At 32.6% G+C, this 20,529-nt stretch carries 13 protein-coding genes; 7 read left to right on the forward strand and 6 right to left on the reverse strand.

Going from position 1 to position 20,529, the window contains the following annotated elements:
* Window positions 1-382: 382 nt before the first annotated feature.
* Window positions 383-1,372, reverse strand: a complete 990-nt coding sequence (locus DNC80_RS07340) for an SPFH domain-containing protein (protein ID WP_182650455.1) — start codon at window positions 1,370-1,372, stop codon at window positions 383-385.
* A gap of 120 nt (window positions 1,373-1,492) precedes the next feature.
* Window positions 1,493-2,998 (reverse strand): glutamate--tRNA ligase, encoded by a 1,506-nt coding sequence (gene gltX, locus DNC80_RS07345; RefSeq protein ID WP_182650457.1) that lies wholly within the window; start codon window positions 2,996-2,998, stop codon window positions 1,493-1,495.
* Between the two features lie 135 nt (window positions 2,999-3,133).
* Between gltX and DNC80_RS07350 the strand changes: the two genes are divergently transcribed.
* From DNC80_RS07350 to DNC80_RS07375, 6 genes are all read left to right on the forward strand, one after another.
* A complete protein-coding gene (locus DNC80_RS07350; RefSeq protein ID WP_182650458.1) occupies window positions 3,134-6,418 on the forward strand; it encodes a DUF4175 family protein in 3,285 nt (1,094 codons plus the stop codon).
* Window positions 6,415-6,834, forward strand: coding sequence for an rRNA maturation RNase YbeY (gene ybeY, locus DNC80_RS07355; RefSeq protein WP_182650460.1), 420 nt, complete (start codon window positions 6,415-6,417; stop codon window positions 6,832-6,834). Before DNC80_RS07350 ends, ybeY begins: the two co-directional genes overlap by 4 nt.
* A 190-nt stretch (window positions 6,835-7,024) precedes the next feature.
* A complete protein-coding gene (mnmG, locus tag DNC80_RS07360) occupies window positions 7,025-8,896 on the forward strand; it encodes a tRNA uridine-5-carboxymethylaminomethyl(34) synthesis enzyme MnmG (protein ID WP_182650463.1) in 1,872 nt (623 codons plus the stop codon).
* A 212-nt stretch (window positions 8,897-9,108) separates the two neighbouring features.
* Window positions 9,109-9,969: a bifunctional 2-polyprenyl-6-hydroxyphenol methylase/3-demethylubiquinol 3-O-methyltransferase UbiG gene (locus DNC80_RS07365; protein ID WP_182650465.1), complete on the forward strand. Its 861-nt coding sequence runs from the start codon at window positions 9,109-9,111 to the stop codon at window positions 9,967-9,969.
* Between the two features lie 277 nt (window positions 9,970-10,246).
* Window positions 10,247-10,816: an OmpH family outer membrane protein gene (locus tag DNC80_RS07370; RefSeq protein ID WP_182650467.1), complete on the forward strand. Its 570-nt coding sequence runs from the start codon at window positions 10,247-10,249 to the stop codon at window positions 10,814-10,816.
* A gap of 349 nt (window positions 10,817-11,165) precedes the next feature.
* Window positions 11,166-13,433: a helix-turn-helix domain-containing protein gene (locus tag DNC80_RS07375; RefSeq protein ID WP_182650469.1), complete on the forward strand. Its 2,268-nt coding sequence runs from the start codon at window positions 11,166-11,168 to the stop codon at window positions 13,431-13,433.
* Between the two features lie 256 nt (window positions 13,434-13,689).
* On the opposite strand, the gene DNC80_RS07380 is transcribed toward DNC80_RS07375, so the two are convergent.
* The gene (locus DNC80_RS07380; RefSeq protein WP_182650472.1) at window positions 13,690-14,637 is read right to left on the reverse strand and encodes an SPOR domain-containing protein; all 948 of its coding nucleotides are present in this window, start codon (window positions 14,635-14,637) and stop codon (window positions 13,690-13,692) included.
* 102 nt (window positions 14,638-14,739) lie between these two features.
* Here DNC80_RS07380 and dprA point away from each other — a divergent pair, with 102 nt between their 5' ends.
* The gene (gene dprA, locus DNC80_RS07385; protein WP_182650474.1) at window positions 14,740-15,840 is read left to right on the forward strand and encodes a DNA-processing protein DprA; all 1,101 of its coding nucleotides are present in this window, start codon (window positions 14,740-14,742) and stop codon (window positions 15,838-15,840) included.
* A 22-nt stretch (window positions 15,841-15,862) separates the two neighbouring features.
* On the opposite strand, the gene DNC80_RS07390 is transcribed toward dprA, so the two are convergent.
* The 3 genes from DNC80_RS07390 to DNC80_RS07400 all read right to left on the reverse strand — a co-directional run.
* Complete coding sequence (locus DNC80_RS07390) at window positions 15,863-16,105, reverse strand: hypothetical protein (RefSeq protein WP_182650476.1); 243 nt, start codon at window positions 16,103-16,105, stop codon at window positions 15,863-15,865.
* Between the two features lie 470 nt (window positions 16,106-16,575).
* Complete coding sequence (locus tag DNC80_RS07395; RefSeq protein ID WP_182650478.1) at window positions 16,576-17,262, reverse strand: fibronectin type III domain-containing protein; 687 nt, start codon at window positions 17,260-17,262, stop codon at window positions 16,576-16,578.
* 4 nt (window positions 17,263-17,266) lie between these two features.
* Window positions 17,267-20,529: leucine-rich repeat domain-containing protein (locus tag DNC80_RS07400; protein ID WP_182650480.1), on the reverse strand; the 3,263-nt coding region annotated here is incomplete at its 5' end.

Raw genomic sequence — 20,529 nt, forward strand, 5'->3', positions numbered from 1 at the left:
TATTAGTATTATCTATTTTATTTATTAGAATTATTATTTTTAACTATTAAAATTGACACTCATATTTTAATTTTAAGCAATTAATTTTATTTAGACATGAATTTATATGTTTTTAAAAATTTCGTTTAAATATGAGTCTTTAATTAGGTTTTGGTATAAAAATTGTTACTTTTTGTACATATTTGTTCCAATAGGCTGTGGGAATTTTGAAAATGCACTTTTTTTTGTTTTTCCACGTGAAATTTATTTTTTTGAAAAGTTAAAATATTCTGGCTACCATTTTACTAAAAAAATGATAGAGTAGGTGAGGAGTTCATTTTTTATTTTAGTTTCAAAAAAAATGATGGCACAAAAAAAAGAGGCACTTGGCCTCTTTAATTTTTTATTCTTCTTTATCTTGAATTTCGGAATGATCAGTTGAATTGTGATTTTCTATTTTATGATCTTTTGAACTGTGATCTTTTTCATTTCTTTTTTTCATCAGTTCACCAACTTGGTTGGATGCCGAAAATGAAGCTATCATATTATTTAACATATCGCTTCCTGCTTGTGGTGAATTTGGCAACAATATCAAATTCGAATTTGTATCGGCACCTATGGCTTGCAATGTATCATAATGTTGGGTTACTACAATAAGCGCTGATGCTTCTTGAGAATTGATACCAACTCTATTCAAGACATCCACACTTTCTACAAGACCTTTTGCAATTTCTCTTCGTTGGTTTGCAATACCTTGTCCTTGTAATCGCTTACTTTCTGCTTCTGCTTCTGCTTTTGCAACGATTCTGATACGTGATGCTTCTGCTTCAAATTCTGCAACCGTTTTTTCTCTGTCGGCAGCATTGATTCTGTTCATGGCATTCTTAACTTGAATGTCTGGATCAATATCAGTTACTAAAGTATTGATGATTGTGTAACCATAAGTTGTCATGGCCTCATTTAATTCTCTTTTTACTGCAATGGCAATATCATCTTTTCTTTCAAAAACATCGTCTAGTTTTAATTTAGGTACTTCGGCACGAACTACATCAAATACATAAGAAGTAATTTGATCGTGTGGATATTCTAATTTGTAAAAGGCATCATAAACCGTTTCTTTTACAACCATAAATTGAACCGAAACTTTTAGTTTTACAAATACGTTATCTTTTGTTTTAGTTTCAATAATAACATCTAACTGTTGGATCTTTAAATTTACTCTTCCAGCAATCCTGTCAATGATAGGAATTTTGAGTTGTAATCCGGATTGTCTAATGCTTAAGAATTTTCCAAAGCGTTCTATTACAACAGCGGTTTGTTGTTTTACTGTAAAAAACGAGGATAACAAAATGAATAGTCCAAAGACCAAAATTACAATTAATGCAATGTTCATAATAATTTGATTTAGTTTAATTATAAATTTACAAATTAAACTTTACAATTTATCATATTAATCTTTCTTTATTTTATATAAAAAAAACGCCTTAAATTTTTAAGGCGTTTTTATATCTTTTTATAAAGTTGCAATAGCTTTCTGAATTCTCTTTATTGTTTCTTCTTTTCCAATTACTTCAACAATATCAAATAGGTGAGGACCTTTTAGTGCGCCAACTAAACTCAAACGAAATGGTTGCATAATTTTCCCCATTCCAATTTCGTTTTTCGTCATCCAGTCTTTCACTATTGTTTCAATATTTGTAGATGTGAAATCGGTAATTTCATCTATTACAGATATTAATTCTTGCATTAGAGCAGGAGTTTCAGCTTTCCAGTTTTTACTTGCTTTTTCGTCATAACTCGTAGGAGCCACAAAAAAGAAATCACTCATTTCCCAAAATTCTGATACAAAATGGGCACGTTCTTTAATCAAGGAAACTATTTTAGTAAGTTTAGATTCATCAACATCAAAACCTTTTTCAAGCAAAATAGGGGAGAAGGCTCTTGCTAAAGTTGTATTTTCTTGTTTAATTAAATACTGGTGATTGAACCATTTATTTTTTTCAGGATCAAATTTTGCTCCTGATTTATGAACTCTATTTAAGTCAAATGCTGTTACTAGTTCATCTAATGTGAATAATTCTTTATCCGTTCCGTCATTCCAACCTAGTAAAGCTAAAAAGTTAAGGACTGCTTTAGGGAAAAATCCTTTCTCTCTGTATCCTGATGAAACTCCTTCTTCTGTCTTCCAATCTATTGGAAATACTGGGAAACCCATTTTATCTCCATCACGTTTTGATAATTTTCCGTTACCTATCGGTTTCATGATCAACGGTAAATGTGCAAATTCCGGTGCTTCCCAACCAAATGCTCTGTACAATAAAACGTGTAAAGGCATTGAAGGCAACCATTCTTCACCACGAATAACATGCGAAGTTTCCATTAAATGATCATCTACTATATTAGCCAAATGATATGTTGGCATGCCGTCACTTTTAAACAATACTTTATCATCTAAAAGATTTGTTTCAAATTTTACATCACCACGAATAATATCATGTAAATGCAAAGTTTCATTCACTGGGGTTTTAAAACGTATGACATAATGTTCTCCAGCAGCAATTCTTTTTGCAGTTTCCTCTTCAGAAATTACTAGAGAAGTATCTAACTTTTCTCTGTTAGTATGGTTGTATATAAACGTTTTTCCTTGTTCTTCTTCTATTTTTCTAGCCGCATCTAAAGCTTCTGCTGTATCAAATGCATAATACGCATTCCCTGAATTGATCAAATCAGCGGCATATTTTTGGTATAGATCTTTTCTTTCGCTTTGACGGTAAGGTCCAAATTTTTCGTTTTTACCAGTGGTTTCATCAGGTGCAATTCCTAACCACTCTAATGCTTCCATGATATATTCTTCGGCACCAGGAACAAATCGGTTTTGGTCGGTATCTTCAATTCGTAAAAAGAAAACACCACTGTTTTTCTTCGCAAACAAATAATTGAATAATGCGGTACGAACTCCGCCAATATGTAAAGGTCCTGTTGGACTTGGTGCAAAACGCACGCGAACTTGTTTAGACATCTATTTTTTTTATTGCAAAGATACAATTCTATACATTTATTATGCTTTTCTAATTTTGGTATATTATTTAACTTAATTTGATATTCTGCATCAATTAAAATTATTAGTTTTATAGGTTAAATAAATACCAATTTTATGCTTAAAAGTCAGCATGTTATTTACGATAAACTAGAAGCTTTTATTAAAAAGTATTATACTAATGAACTGATTAAAGGATCACTTTTCTTTATCGGTCTAGGTCTAATTTATTTTTTACTTACTCTTTTTATTGAATATTTTTTATGGCTTAAACCAAGTTATAGAACTTTCTTATTTTTTCTTTTTGTTATTGTAGAAGCTTATTTGTTCTTTCGTTTTATTTTGATTCCTATTTTTAAGCTTTTTAAATTAAAATCGGGTATTGATTATAAAGCAGCTTCAGCTATAATTGGAACCCATTTTTCTGAAGTTCAAGACAAATTGATCAATTTTTTACAGCTATCTCAAGATCAATCTTCAGTATCTTCGGAATTAGTTTTAGCTTCTATTGAACAAAAATCCAATACACTTTCTCCAATTCCTTTTGGGAATGCTATTAATTTTAAATCAAATTCTAAGTATTACCCTTTAGCTTTAGCACCTATAATTTTGGTCTTTCTTATTTATTTCACGGGAAACAGTGCTGTAATTTCTCAAAGTTTAAATCGTGTTGTTAACTTTAGTTCGCCTTTTCAGCCACCAGCACCATTTAAATTTATTATTCTCAACAAAAATTTACAAGTAGAGCAAGGTTCTGATTTTACTTTACGCATGAAAACAGTAGGTAAAATAATGCCCGAAAACATAGTCGTTTTCTTAAATGATGAAACTTATTTTATGGAACAGGATGCCCAAGGTGAGTTTTCATTTAAAATTACTAAACCTATTCAGTCCTTATTGTTTCACGTGGAGGCTAACGGAGTTTTATCTCCAGATTATGAATTGAATGTGATTGAAGTTCCTTCTATTGCCGACTTTGAAATGTATTTGCAATTTCCGGGTTACCTAAATAAAAAGTCTGAAATTATTAAAGGAACAGGTAATGCTATGGTTCCTGAAGGCACAGTTGTTACATGGAAGTTGAACACGTCTAAAACACAATCTGTTTCGTTTATTGAAGATACTCAAAAATCTTTTTTCGTTAAATCGAATAATACTTTCCAGTTGTCTAAGCGAATTTCTAGAAATCTGGATTATCAAATTACTACTTCCAATAATGCTGTTGCTAATTTTGAGAAACTGAATTATGAGATTAATACAATAGTAGATCAGTTTCCTTCTATCATGGTATCTAAAGCTCCAGATAGTCTCAATGTAAGTAAGAATTTTGTTATTGGTCAGGTATCTGATGATTATGGACTTTCTAAACTACAAATTGTTTACTATGATCGTAAGAATCCTTCTCAGGTTAAACATGGAACTATTGCTGTTAAGAAAGCTTCTTTTGATCAGTTTGTTTTTGCTTTTCCTAGCAATCTACCCGTTAGTGAAGGGGTAGATTATGAGTATTATTTTGAAGTATTTGATACGGATGCTTTGCATAATTTCAAAAGTTCAAAGTCTTCTATTTTCTCAAATAGGGTAGTAACCGAAGAGGAAAAAGTAGCTGAAGTTTTAGAGTCGCAATCCCGTAATGTTTCTGGACTATCTAAATCTTTAAAGCAACAAGATAAGCAATTTTCGTCTTTAGATAAATTGCAACAACTAGGCAAAGAAAAGGACTTTCTTGATTTTAAAGACCAACAAAAATTGGATGATTTTATGCAACGTCAAATGAAGCAAGATGCTGTCATGAAAGATTTCACTAGGAAAATGAATGAAAACCTTTCTCGATTTAAAACGGAAAAGAAAGATGCTTTTAAAGAAGAACTTCAAAAACGTTTAGAGAAAGCCGAGAAAGATTTAGATAAAAATGATAAGTTATTAGACGAATTAAAATCCTTAACTGAAAAAATTCAGAACGATCAATTGTTTTCTAAATTGGAAAAATTCAAACAAAATAGTAAGAATCAAGTTAAGAGTTTGGAACAATTAGTTGAGCTTACTAAAAAATATTACGTAGAAAAGAAAGCGGAACAATTGCAAGAACAACTTTCAAAACTAGCTAACAAGCAAGAGAATTTATCTAATGATGATAAACTCAATAAAACGGATAATCAAAAGGAGATTAATGAAGAATTTAATTCTTTAAAGAAAGAACTGGATGCATTGTCTAAAGAGAATAAAGAATTAAAAGCACCTTTATCTTTACCAAATTCAGATTCTAAAAAGAAAGATGTTGATGAGGAATTGAATAAAGCAATTTCTGAATTGTCTAAAAACAATAAAGAAAAAGCTAAATCCAATCAAAAGAACGCATCCAAAAAGATGAAGCAAATGGCTCAAGAAATGGCTCAAGAAATGGAGTCTGCTGAACAAGAACAAATGGAGGAGGACGTTGCCATGTTGAGACAAATTTTAGATAATCTGTTAGCTTTTTCATTGACTCAAGAAGACTTGATGCATCAGTTTAAAAAGTTCAAACCGGGTTCCCCAGCGTTTAATAAAAATATTAAAATCCAGCAAGATTTAAAACAGCAGTTTAAACATGCTGATGATAGTTTGTTTGCGATGTCACTTAGAAACCCGAAATTTACAGATGACATTACTAAGGAAATAGGAAACGTTTCTTATAATTTAGACAAGTCACTTAGCACTTTTACCGATGCTCAAATTGCAAAAGGATTATCTCATCAGCAATACACAGTTTCGAGTGCGAATAAATTAGCTGATTTTTTAAGTTCTATTTTAAGTAGCATGCAATCTCAAATGTCGGGTATGGGTCAAGGTAAACCAAAACCTGGCAATAATGATGGAATGCAACTCCCAGATATTATTAAAAAGATGGATGGTTTAGCCGATAAAATTAAAGAAGGTCAAAAGAGTGGCAATACCCCTAAACCGGGTAGTAGTGGAAAACCATCTCAATCCGGATCAAAAGGTGAATCGGGTGAGGGAGAAGCTCAAGATATTATGGATATTTATAAAGAACAACGCCAGTTGAGAGAGTCTCTTCAAAATGAACTTAACAATAAAGGCATTGGAGCTAAAGGTCAGGATGTCTTAGAGCAAATGAAAGCTTTAGAAAAGCAGTTGCTTAATAAGGGTTTTAATAATGAAAACATGCAACGTATTTTGAACATTAAACAAGAATTACTTAAATTGAAATCAGCTATTCAAGAACAAGGAGAAGACACTAAAAGACAATCAGAGACCAATCAAAAAGAGTTTAACGGTAGTTCAAATAGGATTCCAGCTGCGTTACTAGATTATTTAAATAGTAAAGAGATTTTAAATAGACAATCCTTACCTTTGCGCTCAAATTTTAATACTAAAGTTCAAGTTTATTTTAACAACAAATGATCAATTTTAATTACGAATCCACGTTCACATTAGACAACGAAGATAGTTATGCTGCTTGGCTTTCCGCTGTGATAGTTTCTGAAAATAAAAAAGAAGGAGAAATAAATTATATTTTTTGTGATGATGAATACCTTCACAAAATTAATCTAGAGTATCTTAATCACGATACACTTACAGATATCATAAGTTTTGATTATTCTGTAGGCAACGAATTGAATGGAGATATTTTTATTTCGATTGAACGTGTTCAAGATAACGCTAACGATTTTGAGGTAACTTTTGAGCAAGAATTAAAAAGAGTTTTAGCTCATGGTATACTACATTATTGTGGTTATAAAGACAAGAGTGTTTCTGAATCTTTACTAATGAGAAAGAAAGAGGACGAAAAGATAGCCATGTTTCACGTGGAACACTAATCTTTTATCAATAGCATATCGTTCCACGTGGAACACAACTATTTTTTTCAGGTCTTCGTTGAACCGAAAAAATTAAAGTTTTAAATTAGTTCCACGTGGAACATAAATTTAACGAAGGGCTCATTTAGTTCCACGTGGAACACACACTGAATTTTTAAATTCAATCCGTAAGGATTAAACTTTTATAAAAATGTTTTATCAAGAATATGATGTTATTGTAGTTGGGGCTGGTCATGCTGGTTCTGAGGCTGCCGCTGCCGCTGCTAATTTGGGATCGAAGACGCTTTTGGTTACCATGAGCTTGCAAAACATTGCGCAAATGTCGTGCAATCCTGCAATGGGGGGTATAGCAAAAGGACAAATTGTTCGAGAGATTGATGCTCTTGGTGGGTATTCAGGAATTGTTTCAGACAAGACTGCAATTCAGTTCAAGATGCTCAATAAATCAAAAGGACCTGCTATGTGGTCTCCTAGAGTTCAAAGTGACCGAATGCGTTTTGCTGAGGAATGGAGGTTGATGCTTGAAGGAACACCTAATCTTGATTTTTACCAAGAAATGGTTAGTGGGTTGATTATTGAGAATGGAGTAGTCAAAGGAATCAAGACTTCATTGGGCTTGGAGATTCGTTCAAAATCTGTAGTGCTTACAAATGGCACTTTTTTGAATGGATTGATTCATATTGGTGATAAGCAATTTGGTGGAGGTCGTGCAGGGGAGAGTGCTTCTTATGGAATTACTGAAGATCTTGTTGCGGTTGGTTTTGAATCTGGCCGAATGAAAACAGGTACGCCTCCTCGTGTAGATGGACGATCACTTGATTATTCTAAAATGAATGAAGAGAAAGGTGATGTAAAGCCAGATAAGTTTTCTTATTCTGATTTCACTAAACCTTTGGCTTTCCAAAAATCATGTCACATGACGTATACTTCTCTGGATGTTCATGACATTCTTAGAGAAGGTTTTGATCGTTCTCCAATGTTCAACGGTCGTATCAAAAGTTTAGGTCCGAGGTATTGTCCGTCTATTGAAGATAAAATTAATCGTTTTGCAGATAAAGAAAGACATCAACTTTTTGTTGAGCCTGAAGGTTGGAATACCTGTGAGGTGTATGTGAATGGTTTTTCTACTTCTTTACCCGAGGATATTCAATTTAAAGCTTTGCGTTCTGTTGTGGGTTTTGAAAATGTAAAGTTTTTTAGACCGGGTTATGCTATAGAGTATGATTATTTTCCGCCAACACAATTAAAGCATACTCTTGAAACTAAATTGGTATCAGGTTTATTTTTTGCTGGTCAAATAAACGGAACTACAGGATATGAAGAAGCAGCTGCTCAAGGATTGATGGCTGGAATAAATGCGCATTTAAAGATTAAAGAAAAAACGCCTTTGATTTTAAAAAGAGACGAAGCTTATATTGGTGTTTTAATAGATGACTTAATTACTAAAGGAACGGAGGAGCCATATAGAATGTTTACCTCGCGTGCAGAGTACAGAACTCTATTGCGTCAGGACAACGCGGATTTTAGATTAACTCCAATGTCGTATGAAATTGGTCTTGCCTCTGAAGCTCGTTTGCGGAGAATGGAACATAAATTAAAAGAGTCTGAAAAGATGGTTGCTTTTTTTAAAGAGACTAGTATTTCTGTTTCTGAAGCCAATCCTATTTTAGAATCTAAAAATACTGCATTGATTACGCAAGGGGACAAAATGTTTAAAGTTTTCTCTAGACCACAAATTGATTTAGAAGATATCTTAAAATTCGAAAAAGTTACTGCTTATATTGATGAGCACGATTTAGATCAAGAAATTTTAGAACAAGCAGAAATTCAAGTAAAGTATTCTGGTTATATTGAGAAGGAACGAAATAATGCGGATAAGTTGTTGCGACTCGAAGATGTTAAGATTCCTGAGAATTTTGATTATGAAAAAATCAAGTCTATGTCTATTGAAGCTAAACAGAAATTATCCAAAATCAGACCGGTTACTATTTCACAAGCGTCAAGAATAAGTGGTGTATCTCCAAGTGATATTTCTGTATTGTTAATTTATATGGGGCGTTAAGTAAGTGTTCAGTGTTCACTAAGCAGTTTTCAATTTGATCTTTTATTTATTTTGCTTTTGAATACTTAATACTAAAAAATGTTCCACGTGAAACTACGGCGTGAAGTCTTGCTGTTATTGATAATTTAGAATAATATAATTTTAACCCTGAAAGCTTTTATAAATGTTTTCAGGGTTTAGTATAAAAACAAAACATAAAGAAGATTTAATTAATGGATATTTCAAACAAAAAGCATTTTTTAACCGTTAAAGATTATTCCGTTTCAAAAGAAACTTTTGAGTTGTACCATGACAAAGATTTGGATATGTTGATTACGTCTCCACAACCAAGTTTGGAAAATTTAGGAAAGTACTACGAAAGCGTAGATTATATTTCACATACTGACAGTAAGCGTTCGTTGTTTGAAAAAGCATATCACTTCGTAAAAAACATTGCATTAAAAAATAAGTTATATTTGATTAATTCCTTTCAACCAAATAAAGGAAGGATTTTGGATATTGGAGCAGGAACAGGAGATTTTTTATCTGTTGCAAAACAAAATGGTTGGCAAACAATAGGAGTAGAGCCTAGTGAAAAAGCTAAAGCAATTGCGAAAAACAAAGGTGTTTCTTTTGTTGAAAAAACAGTAGCATTAGAAAATCATTCTTTTGATGTAATTACCATGTGGCATGTGCTAGAACATGTTCCTAATTTAGAGGAGCAAATTTTAGAACTGAAACGATTGCTTAAGCCAAATGGAACTTTAATTGTAGCCGTTCCTAATTTTAAATCTTTCGATGCAAAACAGTACGGAACTTTTTGGGCAGCTTATGATGTGCCTATTCATTTTTGGCATTTTTCGAAAACAGCTATAAAAATGCTTTTCGAAAAGGAAAGCATGAAATTAGTAAAAGTACTTCCAATGAAATTTGATGCGTTTTATGTGAGCTTGCTATCTGAAAAATACAAAACTGGGAAAATGAATTATTTTTCGGCAATTTATACAGGACTCAAATCAAATTGGTACGGAAAGAAAAATTTAGAGTACTCATCGCACATTTATGTGCTTAAAAACGACCAAAAATCAATTTAAGCGCTTTTAAGGCGCTATTTTGAGTTTAAATACTCTAGAATATCGCTTTTTTTTAATTTTTAATTTAAAATCAATTGTGAGCTTTGTTTTTAATAGGCTAAAATTATTTTTTTAATGAGGTGCATAAGTAAATACTATAGCGATTAAAATGACTAATTTTTTAAGTTTTTGTCAATGCTGTCTATTTTTTTATATTTTTGTCACAGTTACTAAAAATTGATTTTCAATCACAACAAAATTTAATAATTACCAATCTCAAATAATAAATAAAATTACTATGAATAAAAAAGCGTTAGTACTTGTTGCTTTAACAATTGCACTTGTATCTTGTAACAAACCAGCAGAAGCGACTAAGGAAGTAAAAACTGCTTATGTAGATACGTCTGAATTAATGAAACAATATACCGAAGCTAAAGATCTTGAAGCTAAATACAAATCTAAAGCAGAGGAAAAGGGAAGACAATTAGAAGCCGAAATCAATAGATTTAAACAAGAAGCAGCAGGTTTTCAGTCACAAGCTCAAGCCAACGGACAAGAATGGGCTCAGAAAAAAGGTGCTGAATTGCAAAAAAGAGAACAACAATTAGGTTATGCGCAACAAGCTTTAGCACAAGAATTACAAGCAGAAAGTGGTAAAGAAATGGATTCTCTGATAAGCGGTGTAAAGAAATATATAAAAGCTTACGGTAAAGAAAAAGGTTACGCTTACATATATGGAACAGGTGATGCTGCCTCTATCTTATATGCCGAAGATAAATTTGATATTACAAAAGATATCATTAAAGCATTGAATGACAAATACAAAGCTTCTGCAAAAACAGAAGAAAAAGTAGATCCTAAAAAATAATTAGTATCTAAACTCAAAATATCGCCTTCATCTATTATTAGATTGAAGGCTTTTTTTTATAGGTATTCATCGTTTTTTTATTTCGGAAATGAATATAATTGTTGTAATTAAAATTTTAATTCTATGTATTTCATTGTTTTAACATACAACCTATTAAATTTTGTGGACTTAATTATCTAAGTAATCATTCATTCCACATAATTCTTTTAGTTTATATATGAATGCTATTTATCGGCCTAATAGTACAGTGATTAAACTCAATAATTTGCTTCAAATACGCATTTAGAATTCTAGTCCTATTTTTAATTGAATTTTCGTTTACTATATTTGCTTTTTATATACACGCCTAATGCAAACCATCTCTGAAGCAGCAGCTTACACCCTTCGTTTTATAAATCAAACGCATCGTTCTATTTTTCTAACAGGAAAAGCGGGCACGGGAAAAACCACTTTACTTAAAGAAATCATTGCTACCACGCATAAAAATACAGTAGTGGTTGCCCCTACAGGGATTGCTGCCTTAAATGCTGGAGGGGTTACTATTCACTCCATGTTTCAATTGCCTTTTGGAGGTTTTATTCCTGACAATTCGGCGCCACAATTTTCTGCTAGTACCAAGTTTGAAACCAAAGCGACTTTGCGTAGGCATTTTAAAATGAGTGGTTTAAAAAAATCGGTCATTCGTAATATGGAGCTTTTGATTATTGATGAAGTAAGTATGTTACGTGCTGATTTACTGGACGCTATGGATTTTATGATGCAAACCGTACGAAAGAAAAATCTTCCTTTTGGTGGGGTGCAAGTATTGTATATTGGTGATTTACTGCAATTGCCACCGGTGATTCGAGATGAGGAGTGGAGTACTTTAAAAAATTATTACCGCGGTAAGTTTTTCTTTCATTCGCATGTCATTCAGCAACATCCGCCTTTGTACATTGAACTATCCAAAATTTTCCGTCAAAGGGATGATGCCTTTATTTCAGTACTTAATAATTTGCGTAACAATCAAATTACGCAACAGGATTTACAAACATTAAATCAATACGTAAAACCTGATTTTGATTTAAAAGCCAATAAAGGCTATATTACCTTGACCACGCACAATCATAAAGCAGACGCTATGAATGCGCAAGCGCTAACCGATTTGAAAGGAGAATTGATAACCTATAAACCAGAAATTACTGGTGACTTTCCGGATAAAATTTTCCCCGTGGAACATGATTTAAAATTAAAAGTGGGTGCCCAGATTATGTTTGTAAAAAATGATCTGTCGTTTGATAAACATTATTTCAACGGGAAGATGGGTGTGATAAAATCACTTGCAAGTCAAGAAATTTTGGTTCATTTTCCTGAAGAAAATAAAACGATTGAAGTTGAAAAATACGAATGGCAAAACATCAGGTATAGAGTAGATCCCGCTACTAAAGAGATTGAAGAGGAAGTTTTAGGGACTTTTGTACATTATCCTATCAAATTAGCGTGGGCTATTACGGTGCATAAAAGTCAAGGTTTAACTTTTGACAAAGCAGCGCTTGATGTATTGCAAGTTTTTTTACCTGGACAAGCATACGTAGCATTATCGCGTTTACGTTCGTTAAACGGCCTTGTTTTGCTTTCTGCGTTGCGAATGAATGGCATTTCGAATGATCAAGACGTGATGGATTATGCCAATAACAAAGCAAGCGAGGATTTTTTGGCTAATGCATTGCATTTTGAAACTAAAAATTTTATTCATCAATATTTGGTTCAATCTTTTGATTGGAATGATGTGGCGCAAGAATGGCGCAATCACCGCTTTAGCTACAACGAGGATGCTCTAAATTCTGAGAAATCAAAACATGCGGTTTGGGCGAAAAACCAAGCTAATGCCATGGATGAATTGCTAGAGCCTTCGCAAAAATTTATTAAACAATTACACCTGCTTTTTAGTCAAGAAACTGCTGATTTAAATCACATTGCGGGTCGCGTTCAAGCTGCTTATACTTATTTTTTCAAATCTTTGGATGATCTTGTTTTTGAGATTTTGTGGAAAATTGAAGAAGTAAAGCGCAGTAAGAAAGCCAAAACATTTTTTGATGAATTAACCATATTGGAGGAAATGCAAACCAAAACCGTATTGCGCTTGATGAAAGCCAAATTGTTGATTGAAACCGTGGTGTCTGGCGAAACCATCTCGAAAGAAAAGCTAACTTCTTCGGAAATCAAAACATATATTATTCGAAAAACCGAAGCGATCCAAAAGCAGTTTAAAGAATTGAATGTTACGCTCATCGAAGACGAAAAAGATTTGGAACGTTACACATCCAAAAAGGGTAAAACGAATGTTCCTAAGAAAACAACCGTGCAAGAAACCTACGAGTTGTGGGTAGAGAAAAAGTCGATTGAAGATATTGCTGCTATTCGTGTTTTGACCAAGCAAACCATTTACGGACATTTTGTAAAACTGATACAAACCAAAGCTGTTGCTATAAATGAGGTACTACCCGAAGATAAACTTCAGGAATTAGCTATTGCTTTTGCAGGTTATAAAGAAGAATCACTTAATGCATTGATGGAGCAACACGGTACCAAATTTTCTTGGGATGAAGCGCGCATGTTTAAAGCGAGTTTGAATTAAGGTTTTTTGATGTAAAGGAATAGTTTTAAGCCCCTTTGATTCTGAATTAATATCTTTATAAAGAACGTTTATAAGGAGCCTAAAGCAAGTAATACGCCTTCAGGCAACCATAACATAGCCCAGTTAGAAGTGAAAATCCTTATGCGCCGGGTTTCGGCGTATAAGATTGTAACGGATAGCTGGTAGTAGCTCCAAAAAAAAATCCTCAAACAACTTTCGCTATTTGAGGATTTTAGTTAGTATTTATAAATTCGGTTTACAAGGATTGAATTAAAATCCAAGCATCAGGATTGTGCGTGTCGTTGATTTCTTTTTTTGCTTTTTCTGCTTCTGCAAATGTGGCATAACTTCCGTATAAAACAGGGTAATATCCATTTTTATTTGGAGCAATACGTCTAGCAGGAAACCCTAATTTTTTAAGATTTTTTAAACTTGCATCAGCATTATGTTGATCTCTATATACTCCAGCCATAATGTGGTAAGGAAGGGTAGCTTTTTCTGAAGATTTTACAGTTAAAGTAACCGCTGGTATAGGATTTTCAATAATAAAAGTAGCTTCTTGAATCTTATTTTGAACTTGTTTTTGTACCGCAGTTTTAACCAATAAGGTTTGCGATGCTACTTGATTTTCATACACAGGGTAGCCCACACTGCCTACAAGTCCTAGACCTAATACAAATACAGCTGCATATTTTAAGTATGGAGAAATTCTTCTAGGTTCAGTAGGGATAAAAGTTACTGTTGGTGTGTTGTCTTCAGTACTCAACACGTGTTCTTCGACTAGTCTTTTTACTTGTGGTGAAACAAATGGAGCTAAACCAAAAGAACTGGTTAAATAATTGGTTTGGTCAAATGGGGTAAAAACTATATTATTTTCATCATTCAAACGCAAGTCACCGATATTATTAAGGGTCAAATACTTATTTTCTTCTAATGATTTTTTCCATTTGAATACTTCATATTGTATGGCCCCCACTGCATAATCATAAGATTTTTTCTCTGCTAACGCAATGTGATTGGCCAGTAAGCCATCATTATTTTTTAAATTGGCATTAAAAGCAATTTTCTTTGTTGGCGGAGAAAAAGAATGAGAACCTTGCTCAAGTTTCGCAGATTGGATTTCAGTCAAAAATGCCCCAAGACCGGGTACAGTTACACATTGGTAACGGTATAAAAGCTGAGCGATGTAAATTTCGATTTTCATAATAGCAAAGTTATACAATGAAAATAGTTATCACAATTTTATTCACAATTTTTATTAACAATTTCCATAAAAATTTATACATTTCACCTTCAAATATTTAGCATGAACGAACAAGATTTATTTTATATTTTAGCTTTGCAACGTGTAGAGGGAGTAGGGGACATTATGGCCAAAAAATTACTATCACATTGTGGTTCTGCCGAAGAAGTATTTAAAACAAAAACTACCCAACTCGCTGCCATTGATGGTGTTGGGGCAATGCTTTTAAAAAACATCAAAGATAAATCAGTATTTGAAAAGGCAAATCAAGAATTAGCATTCCTAAAAGCTAATGCTATTAAGACAACAAGTTTTTTAGATCAAGATTATCCGGAACGACTCAAACATTGCTTTGACGGACCCTTATTATTGTTTCAATCTGGAAATATAGACTTAAAAAATAAAAAAATCATAAGCATAGTAGGTACCCGACAAATCACCGCATACGGTATTGAATTTTGCAGAAAATTTATCTCAGATTTGGCTCCACTTAATCCAATAATTGTTAGTGGTTTTGCTTACGGAGTTGATATAGTGGCCCATCAACTGGCTATAGAATTTCAGTTGCAAACCATAGGAGTTGTAGCCCATGGCTTGAACCAAATTTATCCTAAAACTCATAAAAAATACGTAGCTGCAGTTGAGCAAAACGGAGGTTTTATGACCGAATTTTGGAGCTCTACCAACCCAGACAAAGAAAATTTTGTGCGCAGAAACCGAATTGTTGCAGGCATGTCTGAGGCAACCATCGTTATTGAATCGGCAGATAGAGGTGGTTCTTTGATTACGGCCAATATGGCCAATGATTACAACCGTGATGTATTTGCGGTTCCCGGCCGTGTTACCGATAAATACAGCCAAGGCTGCAACAACCTCATTAAAACCCAAAAAGCAAATGTGCTCACTAGCGCTGCTGATTTGGTGTATATTTTAAATTGGGATATTCAGCAGGATTCTAAACCCGTGCAAAAGCAATTGTTTGTAACGCTTGATGATGACGAACAAAAAGTATACGATTATCTCCTAAAAACAGGAAAAGAATTGATGGACATTATTGCACTACGCTGTGATTTCCCTATTTACAAAATATCAGGAATGCTTTTGAATATGGAATTAAAAGGCGTTATAAGGCCATTACCTGGCAAATTATTCGAAGCAATATAAAATCCTTCCAATCGAGTGCTTTTTACTGAAACAGCGCCTTAAAAACGGTGTCAGGTGATTTAAAGTTCATTTCAAAAGCCTGTCCATCGGAAATATTTGTGTGTTTTTCTAGCAGCAGCATATTTTTGCCTAGCACACGAGTTGTCCCGCTGTACGCTTCAATCTTTATTACGATTCGGGTAAAACCCTCAGTAAATAAAGGATTTCCACTTCCATCGGGGCTAGGGGAGAACGTTTTGTTTTCAGGACAAAAAAATAGTGCCATCGTATTGCAATACTTCTGTTTGAATCAGCCGTTTTGCAAACTTTACGGTTTGTTTAGACCTAACAGGTTTTTAAAACCTGTTAGGTCTAAGTCCTCATATAACATAGAATTTTAAAAATAAAAGCCGTTTTTCACCTTTGCACTTGTTTCAAAGAGTGCCTATTTCAGTTAAAAGTTTAATCGTAGCAATTGCAATAAGGCCCTTTAAATTTTGTAGCTATAGTGAAAGGAGATACATCCGCTATCTAACCTAGTATTTTAGTACATAATTGAGTGATAGAGTGAATGATCCACTTTGTAAGCACTATGATTTTTTTATAAGCTAATTAATTAAGCACTCGTTGCAAACGACAGTGTGATTATGGAAATCTTAAAAGTGAATAGTAATAGTATATTTTTATTTGCGTAAAATAAAAAGCCCCATTTTCTTTTTACAGAAAACGGGGCTTTTTTACTAAAAGTGGAAAGTATTAATTGGTTTTAAATTTCCAAATTTGTCCAGTAGTTTCTCCTCCTTTGTTGTCTTTGACTACTATTTTCCAATGATATTCCTTGCTAGATTCTAAGGTAACATCAAATGATTTTGAAGTACTATTTTCCTTAATTTTTGTAGTAGGATTTGCACTAGTTCCAAAATAGATGTCATACGTTAAAACATCAGTAGCATCAACATCAGTAGCGTTCCATTTTAATGTAGTGGTTGAAGTATTCAATACCTCATTTTGAGTAGGTGCAACTAACTCAGGCACAAACGGAAGGTGGTTAATTACTGCATCTCCTGAGGTGTAAAACTTAAAGGTTGAGGAATATGTGCTAGAAAGACCTTTACTGTCTGTTGATTTAACTCTCCAGTAATAAGCCGTATTTTTTTCTAGATCGATGCTCTTAGTTAAGCCTTGAATATCTTCAGTTTTTACTATTTGAGTAAACTGATTATCTTTGGCTACTTGCAATTGATAGGTAATAACATCGTTATTAACATCGGTTGCTGGTTTCCATTCAAACACAACCGAGGTGTTTAAGCAAAGTTTATTATCGTCTGGTGCAGTTAAACCAGGAGTAGTTGGAGCCGAATTTTTAACTTCTGGTTCGTCACCACCGCTACTACAAGCAGCAATCATAAGTCCTGCTATGGATAGATATAGAAAACGTTTCATTTTTTTATTTTTTAATAATTTTTATAAATTGAGGAGTACCAAGCTCTACTTTAGTCATATAAATCCCAGCTGGTTGATCGTCTATTGAGAGTTGTACTTTTCCATTTCCAACACTGTATTTTTTGTTGGAGATCAATTTACCTTCTAAAGTAAAAATACTAATACTAACTTCCTTATTTGTTGTTGGTATTTCTATTTCAAAAGCTCCTGAAGTTGGATTTGGAAATGCAGAAAATGTTCCATCTAGTGTTGCAATTTCTTTTGCAAAAATTCCTTCACAGGCTTTGGCTGTTTTTACTTCCAGTAAACCACTTGTTTTTGCATCTAAAGTAAAAGAAGTAGCATTGGTTTCAAATTGTTCCACTCCGTTCAAGAAAACTGTATAAGGTGCCGTTCCTGTAGCAATTTCAACCGCAATTTTTTCTGTTACCTTACTTAATCTTCCTGTTATAGTTGCCCCTTTAGGAATATTGATAGTAAAGATTTGCTCAAAGTTTTCACCAGGAATAGTAATGGTTACTTTATAAGTTCCAGGTGCTAGATTGTTTACTTTTAAATTGTTATTGGTAAATGTATATGGAGTTGCATTTATTGTTGCTTTATAGCCATAAGCTGCTGTTGCAGTAATGTTTATTTCGCCATTGTTTGTATTAAGGCAAGTTTCACCTTTTGATTCAATTGCGAAATTGTTTGAGGGTAATGATAATGCAATACATTCTACGCTATTAAATGCAGCGGTTGCATCTTTCCTTGTTGACCAATTTGTATTAGCATAGGCGACATCATCAACCAGTATACAGTATAAGTTTCTATTATTACTTAAAGCAATATTATCCTTAATTAGTAAACTATTTTTACCATTTTTTAGGTTTAAAGATTGAAGATTATTGTTAAAACAATTAAATTTTGTTAAAGCTATATTTTTAGAAACGTCCAGAGAGGTTATCTTATTATTACTGCAATCTAAAGTTGTCAAAGCTAAATTTTTAGAAGTATCTAAAGCAGTTATTTGATTGATGCTGCAATTTAAAAAAACTAAAGAAACAAAATCTTGTATTCCTGTCAAATCAGTAATCGAGCTTGTAGAAACGTTAAGTGCTGTTACATTCTCTATACTTGCAGTTAACACTTTTCCGTTTTTTCCATCAGTATCAATGCCTAATGCAATTAATTTATCCTCAAATTTTGAATCTGGAATCAAAGTGGAGTAGGCACAATCTGAACTATAATTTGCCGAGGCATCTTTGTAGAAAGCCCAGTTCGTGTTTGAATAGGTAGCATCATCTACTTGAATACAACTTAATTCTGGATTATTGGTAAAATTTTTAATACTTGGTCCATTAGTAAGTTTATTGCTGCCGTTTTTTAAATTTAAGGAAACCAGTTTATTGTTTTGACACAAAATTTGAGTTACGTTTTTTAGCATTGAGAAGTCCAATGTTTTGATTAAATTGTCATTGCACTGAATATCTCTAATTTTCGTATTATAAACTATTTTCAATACTGATATTTTGTTATTTGCAATATTTAAACTTTCTAGATTGTGATTGTATTTTAGATCTATCTTAGTTAATTGATTGTTGTTACAGCTTAAACTTTGTAAAGAAGTAAAGTCTTCAATTCCTGTTAAATCTGTTATTCCTGCATTGGATACATCCAACGAAGTTACAGTAGCGATGTTAGCGGTAAGTACTTTTCCGTTTTTTCCATCAGTATCAAAACCTAATGCTATTAACTCCTCTTCAAACTTAGGATCAGCAATGATGGTATATGAAGTGCAGTTCGTACCGAAACTAGTATTTGAATCTTTGTATGTTATCCAATTTGTATTCGAATAATCAACATTATCTACTTCAATACAGCTCAATTCAGGATTATTTAGGAAACCTGAATACCTTAATATAGTATTATTTCCGTTCTTTAAATTTAAACTTTTAAGTTGGTTACCTCCACAAAATAATTGTTGTAATTTGGTATTTTTTGAAACATCTAAATTTTTTATTTGATTTGCGCTACAGCTTATATTTGTCAATAATAGATTCTTAGAGACATCTAATCGCGTTATTTTGTTTTGGTCACAAGAAAAATTTCTTAACAAAATATTTTTTGATATATCAATAGTTGTTAATTGATTTTTATCAACTTCTAAATAATTTAGGAGAGTATTATTCGATACGTTTAAGTCCTTTAAATAATTTTCAGCACATTCTAAATATTCTAATTTAGTGTTTTTTGAAAGATCTAAGGTTTGTATTTTGTTCTGTTGACAATATAGTTTTTCTAATAACAAATTTTTAGAAACATCTATAGATTCAAAATTTCCTTTTCCTGAATCCCCTACATTTATTGGAAATTTAGATATGGCTAAAAAGCGTAAAGCTGTATTTTTGGTTACATCTAAATTTGACATTAGGTTAGCGCTACAGTCCAAGTTTTCTAGTAAAATATTTCTTGTAACATCCAAACTTGTTAACTTGTTACTAAAGCAATGCAAGTAAATTAATTTCAAATTATTCGAAACATTTAAATTTGATATTTGGTTTCTCTCACAATACAAAAACTGTAATTCAGCAAAATCTTGAATTCCTGTTAAATCTGTTATGTTGCTATCTGCAATATTTAATGAGGTTAAAGAAGTTATGCTTTGAGTAGCCACTTTGCCATTTTTACCGTCTTTATCAATCCCTAGTGCGATCAGTTTATCTTCAAATTTAGCATCTGGAATTAACGTGTAAATAGTACAATCTAAACTAAAACTTGCTGTAGCATCTTTGGTTGTGTTCCATTTTTCAGCAGCAGCAATATCAGCTACTTGAATACAAGTTAAATTAGAATTATTTGAGCAATTTAAAGTAGTTATTGTAGTGTTTTTAGATAGATCTAATTTTTTCAATTGATTTCCAGAACAATTTAAAGTAGTCAAAGATTTAAACCCTTCGATGCCTTTTAAATCTAAAATACCACTATTAGTAACGTCTAATGTAGTTATAGTTGCAATACTTGAACTTAAGACTACACCATTTTTACCATCAGTGTCAATGCCTAAAGCAATGAGTTTGTCTTCAAATTTAGCATCAGGTATTTGTGTTGTTAAGCTACAATCATAAGGTGAGAAAAAAGCAAAAGTATCTTTTTTACTCGCCCAATTGGTGTTGGCGTAGGCAATATCGTCTACCACAATACAGTTTAGATTTGGGTTACTAGTAAGATTTATATTTATGTTATTTAGTAAAGTATTTTTACCATTTTTGAGATTCAAACTGGTTA

The sequence above is a fragment of the Flavobacterium sp. SOK18b genome, from assembly GCF_014156605.1.
Classification (GTDB): domain Bacteria; phylum Bacteroidota; class Bacteroidia; order Flavobacteriales; family Flavobacteriaceae; genus Flavobacterium; species Flavobacterium tiangeerense.